15 protein-coding genes, 5 tRNA genes and 1 other RNA gene are annotated in these 16669 nt (G+C 55.1%); 8 read left to right on the forward strand and 13 right to left on the reverse strand.

Annotated elements, in window-relative coordinates; genetic code table 11:
* Positions 1-24: 24 nt before the first annotated feature.
* From modF to gpmA, 6 genes are all read left to right on the forward strand, one after another.
* A complete protein-coding gene (gene modF / locus CWR52_RS05665) occupies positions 25-1497 on the forward strand; it encodes a molybdate ABC transporter ATP-binding protein ModF (RefSeq protein ID WP_104949089.1) in 1473 nt (490 codons plus the stop codon).
* 201 nt (positions 1498-1698) lie between these two features.
* Entirely contained in the window at positions 1699-2715 is a 1017-nt protein-coding gene (galE, locus tag CWR52_RS05670; protein ID WP_048026980.1) for a UDP-glucose 4-epimerase GalE, read from the forward strand.
* Positions 2716-2724: 9 nt separating this feature from the next.
* Positions 2725-3771 carry a galactose-1-phosphate uridylyltransferase gene (gene galT / locus CWR52_RS05675; protein WP_104949090.1) on the forward strand — a complete coding sequence of 349 codons (1047 nt, stop codon included), beginning with the start codon at positions 2725-2727 and terminating at the stop codon, positions 3769-3771.
* Positions 3772-3774: 3 nt separating this feature from the next.
* Positions 3775-4923, forward strand: a complete 1149-nt coding sequence (gene galK, locus CWR52_RS05680) for a galactokinase (protein WP_104949091.1) — start codon at positions 3775-3777, stop codon at positions 4921-4923.
* The gene (galM, locus tag CWR52_RS05685) at positions 4917-5957 is read left to right on the forward strand and encodes a galactose-1-epimerase (protein ID WP_104949092.1); all 1041 of its coding nucleotides are present in this window, start codon (positions 4917-4919) and stop codon (positions 5955-5957) included. The genes galK and galM overlap by 7 nt, the downstream gene beginning before the upstream one ends.
* Before the next feature lie 206 nt (positions 5958-6163).
* Positions 6164-6916: a 2,3-diphosphoglycerate-dependent phosphoglycerate mutase gene (gene gpmA, locus CWR52_RS05690; RefSeq protein ID WP_008501111.1), complete on the forward strand. Its 753-nt coding sequence runs from the start codon at positions 6164-6166 to the stop codon at positions 6914-6916.
* 60 nt (positions 6917-6976) lie between these two features.
* On the opposite strand, the gene aroG is transcribed toward gpmA, so the two are convergent.
* Positions 6977-8029: a 3-deoxy-7-phosphoheptulonate synthase AroG gene (gene aroG, locus CWR52_RS05695; RefSeq protein ID WP_104949093.1), complete on the reverse strand. Its 1053-nt coding sequence runs from the start codon at positions 8027-8029 to the stop codon at positions 6977-6979.
* A gap of 304 nt (positions 8030-8333) precedes the next feature.
* Between aroG and CWR52_RS05700 the strand changes: the two genes are divergently transcribed.
* Complete coding sequence (locus tag CWR52_RS05700) at positions 8334-8714, forward strand: protein YbgS (protein WP_104950895.1); 381 nt, start codon at positions 8334-8336, stop codon at positions 8712-8714.
* A gap of 106 nt (positions 8715-8820) precedes the next feature.
* On the forward strand, positions 8821-9753 hold the full coding sequence (gene zitB, locus CWR52_RS05705; RefSeq protein ID WP_104949094.1) for a CDF family zinc transporter ZitB: 933 nt from the start codon (positions 8821-8823) through the stop codon (positions 9751-9753).
* On the opposite strand, the gene pnuC is transcribed toward zitB, so the two are convergent.
* From pnuC to tolA, 12 genes are all read right to left on the reverse strand, one after another.
* Positions 9750-10469 (reverse strand): nicotinamide riboside transporter PnuC, encoded by a 720-nt coding sequence (gene pnuC, locus CWR52_RS05710; RefSeq protein WP_104949095.1) that lies wholly within the window; start codon positions 10467-10469, stop codon positions 9750-9752. The two genes, zitB and pnuC, sit on opposite strands and share 4 nt — an antisense overlap.
* Before the next feature lie 22 nt (positions 10470-10491).
* Positions 10492-11535 (reverse strand): quinolinate synthase NadA, encoded by a 1044-nt coding sequence (gene nadA, locus CWR52_RS05715; RefSeq protein WP_104949096.1) that lies wholly within the window; start codon positions 11533-11535, stop codon positions 10492-10494.
* A gap of 191 nt (positions 11536-11726) precedes the next feature.
* Positions 11727-11855, reverse strand: a non-coding RNA gene (locus tag CWR52_RS05720) — RtT sRNA.
* Positions 11856-11881: 26 nt separating this feature from the next.
* Positions 11882-11957: transfer RNA gene (locus tag CWR52_RS05725), tRNA-Lys, on the reverse strand.
* Between the two features lie 31 nt (positions 11958-11988).
* A tRNA-Lys gene (locus CWR52_RS05730) sits at positions 11989-12064 on the reverse strand.
* 41 nt (positions 12065-12105) lie between these two features.
* A tRNA-Lys gene (locus tag CWR52_RS05735) sits at positions 12106-12181 on the reverse strand.
* 3 nt (positions 12182-12184) lie between these two features.
* Positions 12185-12260 (reverse strand) — tRNA-Val (locus CWR52_RS05740).
* Positions 12261-12387: 127 nt separating this feature from the next.
* Positions 12388-12463: transfer RNA gene (locus CWR52_RS05745), tRNA-Lys, on the reverse strand.
* Positions 12464-12624: 161 nt separating this feature from the next.
* Positions 12625-13419 (reverse strand): cell division protein CpoB, encoded by a 795-nt coding sequence (gene cpoB, locus CWR52_RS05750; RefSeq protein ID WP_104949097.1) that lies wholly within the window; start codon positions 13417-13419, stop codon positions 12625-12627.
* A 9-nt stretch (positions 13420-13428) separates the two neighbouring features.
* Positions 13429-13950, reverse strand: a complete 522-nt coding sequence (pal, locus tag CWR52_RS05755) for a peptidoglycan-associated lipoprotein Pal (RefSeq protein ID WP_003858578.1) — start codon at positions 13948-13950, stop codon at positions 13429-13431.
* A gap of 35 nt (positions 13951-13985) precedes the next feature.
* Positions 13986-15278: a Tol-Pal system beta propeller repeat protein TolB gene (tolB, locus tag CWR52_RS05760; RefSeq protein WP_104949098.1), complete on the reverse strand. Its 1293-nt coding sequence runs from the start codon at positions 15276-15278 to the stop codon at positions 13986-13988.
* A gap of 109 nt (positions 15279-15387) precedes the next feature.
* Positions 15388-16656 carry a cell envelope integrity protein TolA gene (tolA, locus tag CWR52_RS05765; RefSeq protein ID WP_104949099.1) on the reverse strand — a complete coding sequence of 423 codons (1269 nt, stop codon included), beginning with the start codon at positions 16654-16656 and terminating at the stop codon, positions 15388-15390.
* Between the last annotated feature and the right edge of the window lie 13 nt (positions 16657-16669).

The following is a 16669-nucleotide window of genomic DNA, read 5'->3' on the forward strand; positions in this document are numbered from 1 at the left end:
GTGCTGCAAAAACAGGGATAAATCATGTCATCATTGCATATTTCGCAAGGCACGTTTCGTCTTAGCGATACCCGAACGCTGACGATTGCTGATTTGACACTACGCGCGGGTGAAAGCTGGGCGTTTGTCGGCTCCAACGGCAGCGGTAAATCTGCGCTGGCCCGTGCGCTGGCGGGAGAGCTCAACCTCCTTAAAGGCGAATATCAGAGCGACTTTACGCGCCTGACGCGCCTGTCGTTTGAACAACTGCAAAAGCTGGTCAGCGACGAGTGGCAGCGCAACAACACCGATTTGCTCAGCCCTGGCGAAGACGATACCGGCCGTACGACCGCAGAAATTATACAGGATGAGGTGAAAGACCCCGCCCGCTGTGAGCGCCTGGCAGAACAGTTCGGTATCACCCCTCTGCTGGACCGGCGCTTTAAATACCTTTCGACCGGCGAGACGCGAAAAACGCTGCTTTGTCAGGCGCTGATGAGCCAACCTGAACTGCTTATTCTGGACGAACCGTTCGACGGTCTTGACGTGCAGTCCCGGGCGCAGTTGGCGTCCCTGCTGGCGTCGCTTAATCAGCAGGGATATACCCTCGTGCTGGTGCTTAACCGCTTCGATGAAATTCCGGATTTTATCCAGCACGCGGGCGTCCTGGCCGACTGTAACCTGACCGAGACCGGCGAAAAAACCGCGCTGCTTAAGCAGGCGCTGATTGCCCAGCTCGCCCACAGCGAACAGCTCGACGGTATTACCCTTCCGGAACCTGACGCCCCTTCGGCCCGCCATGCGCTTGACCCCCACCAGCCGCGCATCGTGCTGCGTGACGGGATGGTTGCTTACGACGATCGCCCGATTCTTAACCGCCTCAGCTGGACGGTCAATCCGGGCGAGCACTGGCAGATTGTCGGCCCCAACGGCGCGGGGAAATCCACGCTGCTGAGCCTGATCACCGGCGATCACCCGCAGGGCTATAGCAACGATCTGACGCTGTTCGGTCGGCGTCGCGGCAGCGGCGAAACCATCTGGGATATTAAAAAACATATCGGCTATGTCAGCAGCAGCCTGCATCTGGATTATCGGGTCAGTACCACGGTACGCAACGTGATCCTCTCAGGGTATTTTGACTCGATCGGCATTTATCAGGCGGTGTCGGACAAACAGCACAAGCTGGCCCAGCAGTGGCTGGATATCCTGGGCATGGACAACCGGGTCGCTGACGCGCCGTTTCATAGCCTGTCGTGGGGGCAACAGCGTCTGGCACTGATCGTTCGCGCGCTGGTGAAACACCCTACGCTGCTGATCCTCGACGAACCGCTGCAGGGACTCGACCCGTTGAACCGACAGCTTATCCGCCGCTTTGTGGACGTGCTGATTAGCGAAGGTGAAACGCAGCTGCTGTTTGTTTCACATCATGCCGAAGATGCCCCCTCCTGCATCACGCATCGCCTGGAGTTTGTTCCGGATGGTGAACACTATCGTTATCTGCAAAGCAAAATCGATTGACCCCCGGAGGGCACCGCCCTCCGTTTTTCAGATAACCTGCACTAAGACATTGCTATCCCGTTGATCTACAATGCCTCACGGTAGCTGAAAATCGGATTTTAAAAACAGTGTAAACGATTCCACTATTTTATCCCATGTCACACTTTTTGCGTCTCTGTTATGCTATGGTTATTACATACCATAAGCCCAATGGAGCGAAATATGCGAGTTCTGGTAACAGGTGGTAGCGGTTACATAGGTAGTCATACCTGCGTGCAACTGCTGCAAAACGGTCACGACGTCATCATCCTCGACAACCTGTGCAACAGTAAGCGCAGCGTGCTGCCTGTGATTGAACGTCTTGGCGGTAAACAACCGACTTTCGTGGAAGGCGACATCCGCAACGAAGCGCTGATGACCGAGATCCTTCACGACCACGCCATTGAAGCGGTGATCCACTTCGCGGGTCTGAAAGCCGTCGGGGAGTCCGTTGCAAAACCCCTCGAGTATTACGACAACAACGTCAACGGTACCCTGCGTCTCATCTCCGCCATGCGTGCGGCCAACGTCAAAAACTTCATCTTTAGCTCTTCCGCCACCGTCTACGGCGATCAGCCCAAAATTCCTTACGTTGAAAGCTTCCCGACCGGGACGCCGCAGAGCCCGTACGGCAAAAGCAAGCTGATGGTGGAGCAGATCCTGACCGACCTGCAAAAAGCCCAGCCGGAGTGGAGCATCGCGCTGCTGCGCTACTTCAATCCGGTCGGTGCCCATCCGTCAGGCGATATGGGTGAAGATCCGCAGGGCATTCCGAACAACCTGATGCCGTATATCGCGCAGGTTGCCGTCGGTCGTCGCGATTCGCTGGCGATTTTTGGCAATGACTACCCCACCGAAGATGGCACTGGCGTGCGCGACTATATCCACGTAATGGATCTGGCAGACGGCCACGTTGCCGCCATGCAGCAGCTGGCGGATAAACCTGGCGTGCATATTTACAACCTCGGCGCCGGGGTCGGCAGCAGCGTGCTGGACGTGGTCAATGCCTTCAGCAAAGCCTGCGGCAAGCCGGTGAACTACCACTTCGCACCGCGTCGTGAGGGGGATCTGCCTGCTTACTGGGCCGACGCCACCAAAGCCGACAAAGAGCTTAACTGGCGTGTTACGCGCACGCTTGATGAAATGGCACAGGATACCTGGCACTGGCAGTCACGCCACCCGCAAGGCTATCCGGACTAAGGATCCGTCATGACGCAATTTAATCCCGTCGATCATCCGCATCGTCGTTTTAACCCGTTAAGCGGGCAATGGATTTTAGTTTCTCCGCATCGCGCCAAGCGCCCCTGGCAGGGGGCGCAGGAGACGCCAGCAAAACAGACCCTGCCGCAGCACGATCCGGACTGCTTCCTCTGTCCGGGCAACACGCGCGTGACCGGGGATAAAAACCCGGACTACCAAGGCACCTTCGTGTTTACCAACGATTTCGCCGCCCTGATGACCGACACGCCGGACGCGCCGGAAAGCCACGATCCGCTGATGCGCTGTGAAAGCGCGCGCGGTACCAGCCGCGTGATCTGCTTCTCTCCCGATCACAGCAAAACGCTGCCGGAGCTGAGCGTTGAGGCACTGAAAGAGGTGGTCAGCACCTGGCAGGCGCAAACCGCCGAGCTGGGTCAGACTTATCCGTGGGTACAGGTGTTTGAAAATAAAGGTGCGGCAATGGGCTGCTCCAACCCGCATCCGCATGGCCAGGTCTGGGCGAACAGCTTCCTGCCTAACGAAGCCGAGCGTGAAGACCGTCTGCAAAAAGCGTATTACGCGGAAAACGGCTCGCCGATGCTGGTGGATTACGCGCAGCGTGAGCAGGCAGACGGCAGCCGTACCGTGGTGGAAACCGAACACTGGCTGGCCGTCGTCCCTTACTGGGCCGCCTGGCCGTTTGAGACGCTGCTGCTGCCGAAAGCGCACGTACAGCGCATCACCGAACTCAGCGACGCGCAGCGCGACGACCTTGCTCTGGCGCTGAAAAAACTGACCAGTCGTTACGACAACCTGTTCCAGTGCTCCTTCCCGTACTCCATGGGCTGGCACGGCGCACCGTTTAACGGGGAAGAGAATCCGCACTGGCAGCTGCATGCCCATTTCTATCCGCCGCTGCTGCGCTCTGCGACGGTACGTAAATTTATGGTGGGCTACGAAATGCTGGCGGAAACCCAGCGTGATCTGACGGCGGAACAAGCGGCAGAACGTCTGCGTGCCGTTAGCGACGTCCACTATCGCGAATCAGGAGTCTAAAAAATGAGTCTGAAAGATAAAACACAATCCTTGTTTGCTGAGAAATTTGGCTACCCTGCCACCCATATTATTCAGGCACCTGGTCGCGTTAACCTGATTGGTGAACACACTGACTATAACGACGGTTTCGTCCTGCCGTGCGCCATCGATTACCAGACGGTCATCAGCTGCGCGAAGCGCGACGACCGTCAGGTTCGTGTGATTGCGGCGGATTACGGTAATGAGACGGACGCGTTTTCCCTCGATGCCCCGATTGTGACGCACGACAGCCAGCAGTGGTCTAACTACGTGCGCGGCGTGGTGAAGCATCTGCAGAAGCGTAATAAAAATTTCGGCGGCGCCGATTTGGTCATCAGCGGCAACGTGCCGCAGGGGGCGGGATTAAGTTCCTCGGCCTCGCTCGAAGTGGCGGTGGGTACCGTGTTCCAGCAGCTCTATCATTTACCGCTGGATGGTGCACAAATCGCCCTGAACGGTCAGGAAGCGGAAAACCAGTTCGTGGGCTGCAACTGCGGCATCATGGACCAGCTGATCTCCGCGCTGGGCAAAAAAGAGCACGCGCTGCTGATCGACTGCCGCTCGCTTGGCACCAAAGCCGTTCCCCTGCCAAAAGGCGCGGCTGTGGTGATTATCAACAGCAACTTTAAGCGCACGCTGGTGGGCAGCGAGTACAACACCCGCCGCGAGCAGTGCGAAACCGGCGCCCGCTTCTTCCAGCAGTCCGCCCTGCGCGACGTAACGCTCAATGAATTTAACAAAGTGGCGCACGAACTGGATCCGATTGTCGCCAAACGCGTTCGTCACGTGCTGACGGAAAATGCCCGTACCGTTGAAGCCGCCTCCGCGCTGGCGAAAGGTGACCTGAAACGCATGGGTGAGCTGATGGCAGAATCTCACGCCTCCATGCGCGATGATTTTGATATCACCGTTCCGCAAATCGACACCCTGGTGGAGATCGTCAAAGCGGTCATTGGCGACAAAGGCGGCGTACGCATGACGGGCGGCGGTTTTGGCGGCTGCATCGTTGCGCTGGTTCCGGAAGAGCTGGTCCCTGCCGTACAGGACGCCGTGGCGAAGCAGTACGAAGCGAAAACAGGTATCAAAGAAACCTTCTATGTTTGCAAAGCATCACAAGGAGCCGGACAGTGCTAAACGAAACACCTACCCTCGCACCGGATGGTCTGCCGTATCGCCTGTTAACCCTGCGCAACCGCGCGGGGATGGTGGTTACGCTCATGGACTGGGGTGCAACCCTTCTTTCAGCCCGCGTACCGATGCCGGACGGCAGCGTGCGCGAAACCCTGCTCGGCTGCGCCTCACCCGAGCAGTATGTTAATCAGCCTGCCTATCTGGGCGCATCCGTAGGGCGCTATGCGAACCGCATTGCGAAGAGCCGTTTTGAACTCGACGGCGTGCAGTACACCCTGCTTCCAAGCCAGGGTGAAAACCAGTTGCACGGCGGCCCGGAAGGCTTTGATAAACGCCGCTGGAAGATTGTTCGTCAAAATGACGGCGAAGTGCTGTTCTCGCTGGATTCGCAGGACGGCGATCAGGGCTTCCCGGGTAACCTTATCGCCTCCGCGCGCTTTACATTGACGGACGACAACCGTATCGCCATTGAATACCGTGCGACGGTCGACAAGCCGTGTCCGGTCAACCTGACCAATCACGCGTACTTTAATCTGGACGGTAACCAGTGCGACGTGCGTGAGCACAAGCTGCAGATCCTGGCGGATGCGTATCTGCCGGTTGACGAAATGGGCATTCCGTATCAGGGGCTCAAAGACGTGAGCGGGACCAGCTTTGATTTCCGCCGCGCGAAAACGATCGCCCAGGATTTCCTGAGCGATGACGATCAGCGCAAGGTGAAAGGCTACGACCACGCGTTCCTGCTGCAGGCCAAAGGTGATGTGAAACAACCTGCCGCACAGGTCTGGTCTGCGGATGAGAAGCTGCAGATGACGATGTATACCACCGCCCCTGCCCTGCAGTTTTACTCAGGTAACTATCTCGGCGGCACAACGGCGCGCGAACACGAAGAGTACAGCGACTGGCAAGGCCTGGCGCTGGAGAGCGAGTTCCTGCCGGACAGCCCGAATCATCCGGAATGGCCGCAGCCGGACTGCGTGCTGCGCCCGGGTGAAGAGTACGTTAGCGTGACGGAATATCATTTTATTCCCCATTAATATTCAGCCCTCCCTCTGGAGGGCTTTTTTCTGCGCGCCTTGCTGAAAATAGCGCCGATCGCAGACAAAATCATAACCCTGGATTCACAAGCATCTTACACTCAGAGACTATTTTCGCTATGGTTAGGGTTAAGCGTTGCTGCTGGCACGGCCACGGCAATATAATGAGAATTGTTATCATTCTAAAAATGCTTGAGGAGTAAGAGATGGCTATTACTAAGCTGGTTCTGGTGCGTCACGGCGAAAGCCAGTGGAACAACGAAAACCGCTTTACCGGTTGGTACGACGTTGATCTGTCCGAGAAAGGCGTAAGCGAAGCAAAAGCAGCAGGTAAACTGCTGAAGGAAGAAGGCTTCAGCTTTGATTTTGCTTACACCTCTGTGCTGAAACGTGCCATCCATACCCTGTGGAACGTGCTGGACGAACTGGACCAGGCCTGGCTGCCGGTTGAGAAATCCTGGAAACTGAACGAGCGTCACTACGGTGCGCTGCAGGGCCTGAACAAAGCGGAAACCGCTGAGAAATACGGTGACGAGCAGGTTAAACAGTGGCGTCGCGGCTTCGCGGTCACCCCACCAGAGCTGACCAAAGATGACGAGCGCTACCCGGGCCACGACCCGCGTTACGCGAAACTGACCGACGCTGAGCTGCCAACCACCGAGAGCCTGGCGCTGACCATCGACCGCGTTGTGCCTTACTGGAACGAAACCATTCTGCCACGCCTGAAAAGCGGCGAGCGCGTGATCATCGCGGCTCACGGTAACTCCCTGCGTGCGCTGGTGAAATACCTCGACAACATGGGTGAAGACGAGATCCTCGAACTGAACATCCCAACCGGCGTACCGCTGGTGTATGAGTTCGACGAAAACTTCAAGCCAATCAAACACTACTACCTGGGTAACGCGGACGAAATCGCAGCGAAAGCGGCGGCCGTTGCGAACCAGGGTAAAGCGAAGTAATTTCGCTGGCCATAAAAAAAGCGCGGAACCGTCCGCGCTTTTTTATTTGAGCCGTCAGAATTAACCGCGACGCGTTTTCACTGCGCTAGCCAGCTGGCGCAGGAGGGCGTCGGTATCGTCCCAGCCGATGCAGGCATCGGTCACGCTCTTGCCATACACCAGCGGCTCGCTGCCTTCCAGGTTCTGGTTACCTTCAACCAGATGGCTTTCGATCATCACCCCAATCACCGCCTTCTCACCGCCGGCAATCTGCTGACAGACGTCTGCGCCCACTTCCATCTGCTTTTTAAACTGCTTGCTGGAGTTGGCGTGGCTGAAATCGATCATCACCTGCGGTGGCAGCCCGGCTTTTTCCAGCCCGACTTTAACTTCGGCCACATGTTTTGCGCTGTAGTTCGGCTCTTTGCCGCCGCGCAGAATGATATGGCAGTCACCGTTACCGCTGGTGTTAACGATGGCAGAATGACCCCACTTGGTCACGGACAGGAAGCAGTGCGGTGCACCTGCAGCATTGATAGCGTCAATGGCGACCTTGATGGTGCCGTCAGTGCCGTTTTTGAACCCCACCGGACAAGAGAGACCGGACGCCAGCTCGCGGTGAACCTGAGATTCAGTAGTGCGGGCACCAATTGCCCCCCAGCTCATCAGGTCTGCCAGGTACTGCGGCGTAATCATGTCCAGGAATTCACCGGCCGCAGGCAGGCCGCTGTCGTTGATCTCCAGCAGCAGCTTGCGCGCAATGCGCAGACCGTCGTTGATCTGGAAGCTGTTATCCATGTGCGGATCGTTAATGAGCCCTTTCCAGCCCACGGTGGTGCGCGGTTTTTCAAAGTAGACGCGCATGACGATTTCCAGCTCGTCCTTCAGCTCTTCACGCAGGATGAGCAGACGGGCTGCGTATTCTTTCGCGGCAGCAGGATCGTGAATCGAGCACGGGCCAATCACCACCAGAAGACGATCGTCATTACCTTTCAGGATCTTATGGATCGCTTTACGAGCATGAGAAACCGTGTTTGCGGCATTTTCAGTGGCGGGGAATTTCTCAAGGAGCGCTACAGGAGGTAATAACTCATTGATCTCTTTAATGCGTAAATCGTCGTTCTGATAATTCATTTTCTTTCCAGCTCTGCCATATCTTTAGTAATGAAAGCAATCCTTTCAATCTATCTTGTCGGTCATGAAGTGTAAACACGGTTTTACACTTCACGCAGATAATTCCTGGAATTCGCCTAAAAATCGCCACAAAATAGCGAAAAACGAGATCTAACCTAAGCTTTTTAACTGTAACAACCAATTTTACACGCTTAAACGCGATTCCCGACTGACGTAAGTCCGTATGGTGGAATCTTTCGCCTCTGAAAAAGATGCACTGTTGGAGAAAGTTATCCAGCGTAACGACAAGAACAGGAGCACCATGATGAAAATGACAAAACTGGCAACCCTCTTCCTGACCGCCACCCTTACCCTTGCCAGCGGCAGCGTCCTGGCCGCCGAAACGGGCACCTCAGACAGCAACGGTGACGCGAATGCGGCTGCGGCGGCAGGCCAGGTCGCCCCTGATGCCAAACAGAACGTCGCCCCGAACAATGTCGATAATAGTCAGATCAATAATGGAAACACCAACACCGGCGGCACCATGCTGCACCCCAACGGTACCGACTCCGGCACCATGAATCATGACAGCATGAGTAAAGATGAAGTTCATAAGAACTCCATGTGTAAAGATGGCAAATGTCCCGACCCGAATGACAAAGTGGGGGATGATGCCAATACCAAAACAGATGGTACAACTCAGTAACCGGCTGTGAAATTAATGATAAAAGGAGAGCTAAGGCTCTCCTTTCTTTTTGAGTAACCTATTAAAAACGCTACACTAAAAACGATAACGAATCAGGAAAGATAACATGGCACACACACATTCCCACGCCGCCGGCGACGAGAACGCTAAACGATTGCTGCTGGCCTTCGGCGTCACCGCAACCTTCATGATAATTGAGGTCATCGGCGGTCTGGTCTCCGGCTCTCTGGCGCTACTGGCTGACGCCGGGCATATGCTTACCGATGCAGCGGCGCTACTTTTCGCCCTTCTGGCCGTACAGTTTGCCCGTCGTCCCCCCAATACACGCCATACCTTCGGCTGGCTGAGGCTGACGACCCTTGCCGCCTTTGTTAACGCGATTGCCCTGGTGGTCATTACCATTCTTATCGTCTGGGAGGCCATTCAACGCTTCAGACATCCTCAGCCGATTGCCGGGGCGACAATGATGGTGATTGCCGTGGCAGGGCTGGTGGCGAATATCCTGGCCTTCTGGATTTTGCACCGCGGCAGCGAGGAAAAGAACCTCAACGTGCGCGCGGCGGCTCTGCATGTGCTGGGGGATTTGCTCGGTTCAGTCGGGGCGATTGTCGCCGCGCTGGTGATCCTCTATACCGGCTGGACGCCTGTCGATCCGATTCTGTCCGTTCTGGTGTCGTGTCTGGTCTTGCGCAGCGCCTGGCGGCTGCTGAAGGAGAGCGTGAATGAACTGCTCGAAGGGGCGCCGGCATCCATGGACATCGACGAGCTGAAGCGCAACCTGCGCCGTACTGTTCCGGAAGTCCGTAATGTCCACCACGTGCACGTCTGGCTGGTGGGAGAGAAACCGGTCATGACGCTGCATGTCCAGGTGATCCCGCCTCACGACCACGATGCGCTGCTCGATCGCATCCAGCACTTCCTGGAGCACCACTACGACATTAGCCACGCTACCGTCCAGATGGAGTATCAGCCCTGTAGCGGACCGGACTGCCACCTTAACGAGGCGCAGTCCGGTCATTCACATCATCATGACCACTAGCTGGAAAGCGCGTGAGAGCCTCGCTCACGCGCACTGTTAATCCACATTCGGCTGCCGTTCAGTGCGATGAAGGTCAGCAGCAGATATTCCAGCGACATGGCATAGACACCCTGCAGGGCGAAGATCGCCACGCTAATCACGTTGATGATGACCCACAGCAGCCAGTTCTCGACGTATTTACGGGTCATCAGAATCATTGCCGCAATCGACAGCACCATCATGCAGGAATCCCAGAACGGGAAAGCATCCGGCTGGAGTTCTGGCATCGTCACGTTCAGGCCGATGCCGGACATGACCGAAACGGCAATGCGGGTCAGGAACGCAAACACTGGATTGATGAAGACGGTCATTAAGCCAATGGCCACCACGCAGGCAACAAACCAGGCGATAGCTTTCGGCAGGGGCAGCCAGCGGATCTGCAGCTCGGCCTCCTGCTGGCTGTTCTGACGCGACCAGGCATACCAGCCGTAAATATTGGCGGCAAAGAAGAACAGCTGCAAAAGCAGGCTGGCGTACAGCTGGATCTGGAAGAAGATAATCGCAAACAGCGTGACGTTAATCAGCCCGAACGCGTAATTACTGATCTTCTCCAGGCTTGCCAGCCAGATACACAATAAGCCCGCCAGCGTACCTACGGCCTCAATCCATGACAGGTCATAGCCACCTGCACCAATCGGTATATGAACCAGAATGTTATGTGTGCTAAAAAAATCCATCTTTTCCCCGGGGCGAGTTGAATTAAGTACGTAGTGTAGCCGCAAAATCCAGCATGCGGTTAAGCGGAATTAACGCGCCTTCACGCAGGGCGGCATCCACATGGATTTCATGCGCCGCACCACCGGTTTCTAACCCTTCGGCAATTGCTTTCAGGCCGTTCATCGCCATCCAGGGACAATGCGCGCAGCTGCGGCAGGTTGCACCCTCGCCCGCCGTTGGTGCTTCAAGAAGCTCTTTCTCCGGCACGGCCTGTTGCATCTTGTAGAAGATACCGCGATCGGTCGCCACGATAAGCTGCTTGTGAGGTAAAGTTCTGGCCGCGTTAATAAGCTGGCTGGTTGAACCCACGGCATCCGCCATGTCGACAATTGACTGCGGTGACTCAGGGTGAACAAGAATGGCGGCGTCAGGATAAAGCGCCTTCATGCGCGCCAGCGCCTGAGTTTTGAATTCATCGTGCACAATGCAGGCACCCTGCCAGCAAAGGACATCAGCCCCCGTCTGCTTCTGAACATAATTGCCGAGATGACGATCAGGCGCCCAGATAATTTTCTCCCCCAGGCTGTCCAGATGTTCAATCAGCTCAACGGCGATGCTCGACGTGACCACCCAGTCAGCCCGCGCTTTTACCGCCGCTGAGGTGTTAGCGTAGACCACCACGGTCCGGTCAGGGTGAGCGTCACAGAAGGCCGTGAATTCGTCAATCGGACAGCCCAGATCCAGGGAACACTCCGCGTTAAGCGTGGGCATCAGAATGGTTTTTTCCGGGCTCAGAATCTTTGCCGTCTCGCCCATAAAACGCACGCCGGCAACCAGCAGCGTGGAAGCGGGATGCCGTGCACCGAAGCGCGCCATCTCCAGTGAGTCAGAAATGCAGCCCCCGGTCTCTTCCGCCAGCTGCTGAATTTCCGGGTCGGTGTAGTAATGGGCCACCATCACCGCGTCGCGCGCTTTAAGAAGACGTTTGATCTTCTCGCGGTAGAACTGCTTTTCGTCCTGGCTCAGTGGGACAGGCTTAGGCGGAAACGGATAGATTGCGGCTTCAGGATCAAACATCACACTCATTATGGCTTCTCGTTTTACGGGCTTAACAATATTGCCTTTCTTCTGCCTGACATAGCAAAACGTATGGCAATTGTGTTTTGTATACTAAACAAGATAGCGAATCTGGCGTGAAAAGTCACCGGGAATAGATGGGCGGAGCATTTGTTGTACCGCAGATAGCAAAAAGGCGCCTTTAGGGCGCCTTTCTACACTGGTGGGTCGTGCAGGATGACTCGCTTCGCTCGCCCTTCGGGCCGTCGCCGTAAACGGCTCCGGTGCCTCACTACGTTCGGCTCGAACCTGCTGCAGGTTCGAATCATCCAGATCGCAGATAGCAAAAAAGCGCCTTTAGGGCGCTTTTTTACATTGGTGGGTCGTGCAGGATTCGAACCTGCGACCAATTGATTAAAAGTCAACTGCTCTACCAACTGAGCTAACGACCCCTTGCGGGATTTACTGCAAATTTATTCAGGCTGGTGGGTCGTGCAGGATTCGAACCTGCGACCAATTGATTAAAAGTCAACTGCTCTACCAACTGAGCTAACGACCCATTCGGGTGTTGCCTGAATTATCACTCGGCACCAATAAAATTGGTGGGTCGTGCAGGATTCGAACCTGCGACCAATTGATTAAAAGTCAACTGCTCTACCAACTGAGCTAACGACCCGAGTGGTGGGTGATGACGGGCTCGAACCGCCGACCCCCTCCGTGTAAAGGAGATGCTCTACCAACTGAGCTAATCACCCACTCTGTACTGCCGGAACTGCGTTAAGTGGTGGGTCGTGCAGGATGACTCGGCTTCGCCTCGCCCTACGGGCCGTTGCTGACGCAACGTTATCCTTCACGTTTTACTACTACTTCCACCTGACTTAGTGGTGGGTCGTGCAGGATTCGAACCTGCGACCAATTGATTAAAAGTCAACTGCTCTACCAACTGAGCTAACGACCCACTTTTATGCTGCTTTCACGTTGTTTGATATCCCGTGGCAACGGCGGCATATATTACTGATTTAAGAATTCTGCGCAACAAAAATTTCGATGAAGATCACTTAACTGCTTAGTAATCATGCTGCACGACCAGAAATAACGCGATTTCTGGTCATGCGATAATCATCCCATCGAATTCAGACGTTTTTGCGCCTGCTTAGCACCTTCGGTGCCCGGGAATTTTGCGACCACCTGCTGATAAACCGCTTTGGCTTTCGCGGTGTCGCCTTTGTCCTGCATGATCACGCCAACCTTATACATCGCATCGGGCGCTTTCGGCGATTTTGGGTAATTTTTCACCACTGAGGCAAAATAAAACGCCGCATCGTCCTTTTTACCCTTGTTGTAATTCAACTGACCGAGCCAGTAATTGGCATTTGGCTGATAAGTGGAATCAGGGTATTTCTTAACAAAGCTCTGAAACGCAGCAATCGCGTCATCCTGACGAGATTGATCCTGCACCAGGGCAATGGCCGCATTGTAGTCCGTATTCGCGTCACCGCTCTGTACAGGCGCGCCTGTTGAGGCTGACGTATCAGCAGATGGCGCTGGCGTAGACGTCGCCGCACCGCTCTGATCGCCTGCGGCTGGCTGTGCTGCTGCACCACCACTGCTCAGGCTATCGATCTGCAACAAGATTTGCTTCTGACGTTCCACAACCTGGTTAAGCTGATACTGGTTTTCCTGAATCTGACCGCGGAGAGAGTCAATATCATTCTGGTTATCGGAAAGTTGTTGCTGGAGTTGGGTTAAAAGCTGGCTGTGAGCGTTAGAAATACGCTCGAGTTGAGTGACCCGGTCTTCTACCGAGCCTGAGCCGACACTACTGATTGGTGCCTGAGCAAAAGCGGCCCAGGGGGCCGCTATTCCAACCAGTAACGACAGACTCAACAGATGATGTCTGAAGTTACTGCTCATGCAATTCTCTTAGTAAACCAGTACGGCACGACGGTTTTTGGAGTAAGCCGCTTCGTCGTGACCCAGTACTGCAGGTTTTTCTTTACCGTAAGAAACGATGGAGATCTGGTCAGCAGAAACGCCTTTACCCTGCAGGTACATTTTAACAGCGTTAGCACGACGTTCACCCAGGGAGATGTTGTACTCTGGAGTACCACGTTCGTCCGCGTGACCTTCTACGGTGACTTTGTAAGATGGGTTGCTACGCAGGAAGTTAGCGTGCGCATCCAGCATCGCAGCGAAGTCAGAACGGATGTCGTATTTATCCAGATCGAAGTAAACGATGTTGTTCTGCTGCAGCTGCTGCATCTGAAGACGCGCCTGCTCTTCAGAAGACATGTTGCCATTGCCGTTCGCGTCCATACCGGTGCCGGCACCCATCATGCCTTCGCCGCTCTGGTCATTGCTGGCGTTCTTGTTAGAAGAACACGCTGCGATTGCCATTACAGGCAGAGCGATCATCAGCCCCTTCAGCACTTTGTTCAGTTGCATTTCTATGATTCCTTTAGTAATCAATTAATTATTATTTACAGATACGGCGACCAGGCAGGTGATTTTACCTGTCCATCAGTAGCCGGAATACGCGCTTTGAAACGCCCATCTGTAGAAACCAGATTCAGCACAGATCCCATCCCCTGAGAAGAGCTGTAGATTACCATCGTGCCGTTAGGTGCCAGACTTGGCGTTTCATCCAGGAACGTTGACGACAGAACTTGAACGCCACCCGCTACCAGATCTTGTTTGGCAATGTGCTGCTGCCCGCCGTTAGAGCTGACCATTACCATAAATTTACCGTCGCTGCTCACGTCTGAGTTCTGGTTCTGAGAACCTTCCCAGGTAATACGCTGCGGAGCACCGCCGTTGATGTTGACTTTATAGATTTGTGGACGGCCGGCCTGGTCAGAGGTAAACGCCAGGTTTTGACTGTCCGGGAACCATGAAGGTTCGGTGTTGTTGCTGCGACCGTCGGTCACCTGACGGATCTGGCCAGAGCCAATGTCCATCACGTACAGGTTCAGGCTACCGGTTTTAGACAACGCAAACGCCAGTTTAGAGCCGTCTGGAGAGAACGAAGGCGCACCGTTGTGACGTGGGAAAGAGGCCACCTGACGAACCGCACCGTTTGCCAGCGTCTGGATAACCAGCGCAGAACGGCCACTTTCGAAGGTGACATACGCCAGTTTAGAACCGTCCGGAGACCAGGCTGGAGACATCAGCGGCTGTGAAGAACGTTTCACCAGGAACTGGTTGTAGCCATCGTAGTCAGATACGCGCAGCTCATACGGGAACTGACCACCGTTGGTCTGCACCACATAAGCAATACGGGTACGGAACGCACCTTTAATGCCGGTCAGTTTTTCGAATACCGCATCGCTGGCAGCGTGAGCCGCGTAGCGCAGGTACTGCTTAGTGACCTTGTAAGAATTCTGGGCCAGAACGGTACCCGGTGCACCGCCGGTATCCACCAGCTGCCAGGCCACGTTGTAAGAGCCGTCCGGGTTAGGCGTAACCTGACCCACAACCACGGCATCAATACCCAGTGCAGACCATGCTGCAGGCTGTACTTCCTGCGCGCTACCCGGCTGCTGAGGCAGACGAGAACGATCTAACGGGTTGAATTTACCGCTGTTACGCAGGTCAGCCGCCACGATGCCACCGGCATCTTCAGGTGCAGCGCCAGGACCGGCCCACTGGAACGGAACAACACCGATTGGGCGTGCCGAGTCGTTCCAGTCTGTAATGTCAATGCTGACTGTTGCATGTACTGTTGCAGTCAACAGTACTAAAAAACCAAACGCTAATCGTAATGCCTGCTTCATCATATCTCCCTTATCCGAACAATTCGCCCTGGATAATTTAGCAGAAGGTTAACAAACTCATTTACACAAAACTATCAGAACTCGCCAACATAAACCGCAGCCATTCTGCTCATGGCTTAAAGTTCAGCGAGGCATCTTTGAATACCTCATACACAGCCTGGCTCGGTGGTTTAGGCAATTTTGCCTGGTTAACCGCAACAAGCGCAGCCTGGCACAATGCTTCATCTCCACCTTCTGACTCAACGCTCAGCACCATACCATCAGTAGCCAGTTTAATATGCAGTCTGCACGTTTTCCCGGTATACAATGATTTATCGTTAAGCCTGCTGGCTATAGCCGCAGCAATCTGGTTCTTATAGTCATTGATTTCAGCGCCAGAAGCACCGTTGTTCTTAGTGTTACCACTTCCCGCAGGAGCAGCATTACTTCCTTTCGCCCCACCGCCCGTTTTCGGCGCATTCTTACCGGAGCTCAAATCGCCCAGCAGATCGTCAACCCCTGCGGCAGCAGCGGCTTTTTCAGCAGCGGCAGCCTTTTTAGCAGCCGCTTTTTCAGCTGCTGCTTTCTTATCGGCAGCGGCCTTCTCAGCTGCAGCTTTTTTGTCAGCAGCGGCTTTTTCGGCGGCTGCCGCTTTTTCTGCCGCGGCTTTTTCTGCTGCTGCTTTCTCAGCAGCCGCCGCTTTCTTCGCGGCCTCGGCAGCAGCTTTCTTCTCTGCTTCCTGAGCGGCCTTCTTCGCGGCTTCCGCTTCTGCTTTCTTCTGAGCATCAGCGGCGGCTTTCTTCGCGGCTTCGGCTTCCGCTTTCTTCTGAGCATCAGCGGCGGCTTTCTTCGCGGCTTCGGCTTCCGCTTTCTTCTGGGCGTCGGCAGCCGCTTTCTTCGCCGCTTCTGCCGCTAATTTCGCCTGGGCATCAGCCTGTGCTTTCGCGTCCGCTGCGGCTTTTGCTGCCGCCTCTTCCGCCTGCTTTTGCTGTTCCTGTGCTTTTTTCGCGGCCTCTTCGGCTTGTTTCTGCTGTTCTGCCTGCGCTTTCGCGGCTTCCTGCGCCTGCAAACGTTCTTTCTCAAGCTGCTTCAGACGCTCCTGCTCTGCGGCCTGCTTTTCACGCAGTTCTTCCGCTTGCTGTTGCGCCTGTTTTTCACGCTGCTCTTCAGCCCGTTTTGCACTCGCCTTCTGCTGTTGTTGGCGATTATAGTTCTGTACTACCGCACCGGGATCCACCATCACGGCGTCAATGGAAGACCCTCCACCGCCGCCAGCTGATGCATCAATATGCTCGTCGAACGAACTCCAGATCAGCGCTGCAAAAAGAATAACGTGCAGCACTGCGGAGACGATTATCGCTCGCTTAAGCTTGTCGTTCTGTTCGGTTGCCTTTGACACTATCGGTTCCCAA

It is taken from the genome of Enterobacter sp. SGAir0187 (genome assembly GCF_002952735.2).
GTDB lineage: Bacteria > Pseudomonadota > Gammaproteobacteria > Enterobacterales > Enterobacteriaceae > Enterobacter > Enterobacter quasiroggenkampii.

What these genes read in the sequence shown, in the direction of transcription:
- galT (WP_104949090.1), top strand. Translation starts at nt 2,725, where the DNA reads ATGACGCAATTTAATCCCGTCGATCATCCGCATCGTCGTTTTAACCCG.
- nadA (WP_104949096.1), bottom strand. Translation starts at nt 11,535, where the DNA reads ATGAGTGTGATGTTTGATCCTGAAGCCGCAATCTATCCGTTTCCGCCT.
- aroG (WP_104949093.1), bottom strand. Translation starts at nt 8,029, where the DNA reads ATGAATTATCAGAACGACGATTTACGCATTAAAGAGATCAATGAGTTA.
- CWR52_RS05700 (WP_104950895.1), top strand. Translation starts at nt 8,334, where the DNA reads ATGAAAATGACAAAACTGGCAACCCTCTTCCTGACCGCCACCCTTACC.
- gpmA (WP_008501111.1), top strand. Translation starts at nt 6,164, where the DNA reads ATGGCTATTACTAAGCTGGTTCTGGTGCGTCACGGCGAAAGCCAGTGG.
- galE (WP_048026980.1), top strand. Translation starts at nt 1,699, where the DNA reads ATGCGAGTTCTGGTAACAGGTGGTAGCGGTTACATAGGTAGTCATACC.
- pal (WP_003858578.1), bottom strand. Translation starts at nt 13,950, where the DNA reads ATGCAACTGAACAAAGTGCTGAAGGGGCTGATGATCGCTCTGCCTGTA.
- galK (WP_104949091.1), top strand. Translation starts at nt 3,775, where the DNA reads ATGAGTCTGAAAGATAAAACACAATCCTTGTTTGCTGAGAAATTTGGC.
- tolB (WP_104949098.1), bottom strand. Translation starts at nt 15,278, where the DNA reads ATGAAGCAGGCATTACGATTAGCGTTTGGTTTTTTAGTACTGTTGACT.
- pnuC (WP_104949095.1), bottom strand. Translation starts at nt 10,469, where the DNA reads ATGGATTTTTTTAGCACACATAACATTCTGGTTCATATACCGATTGGT.
- modF (WP_104949089.1), top strand. Translation starts at nt 25, where the DNA reads ATGTCATCATTGCATATTTCGCAAGGCACGTTTCGTCTTAGCGATACC.
- zitB (WP_104949094.1), top strand. Translation starts at nt 8,821, where the DNA reads ATGGCACACACACATTCCCACGCCGCCGGCGACGAGAACGCTAAACGA.
- cpoB (WP_104949097.1), bottom strand. Translation starts at nt 13,419, where the DNA reads ATGAGCAGTAACTTCAGACATCATCTGTTGAGTCTGTCGTTACTGGTT.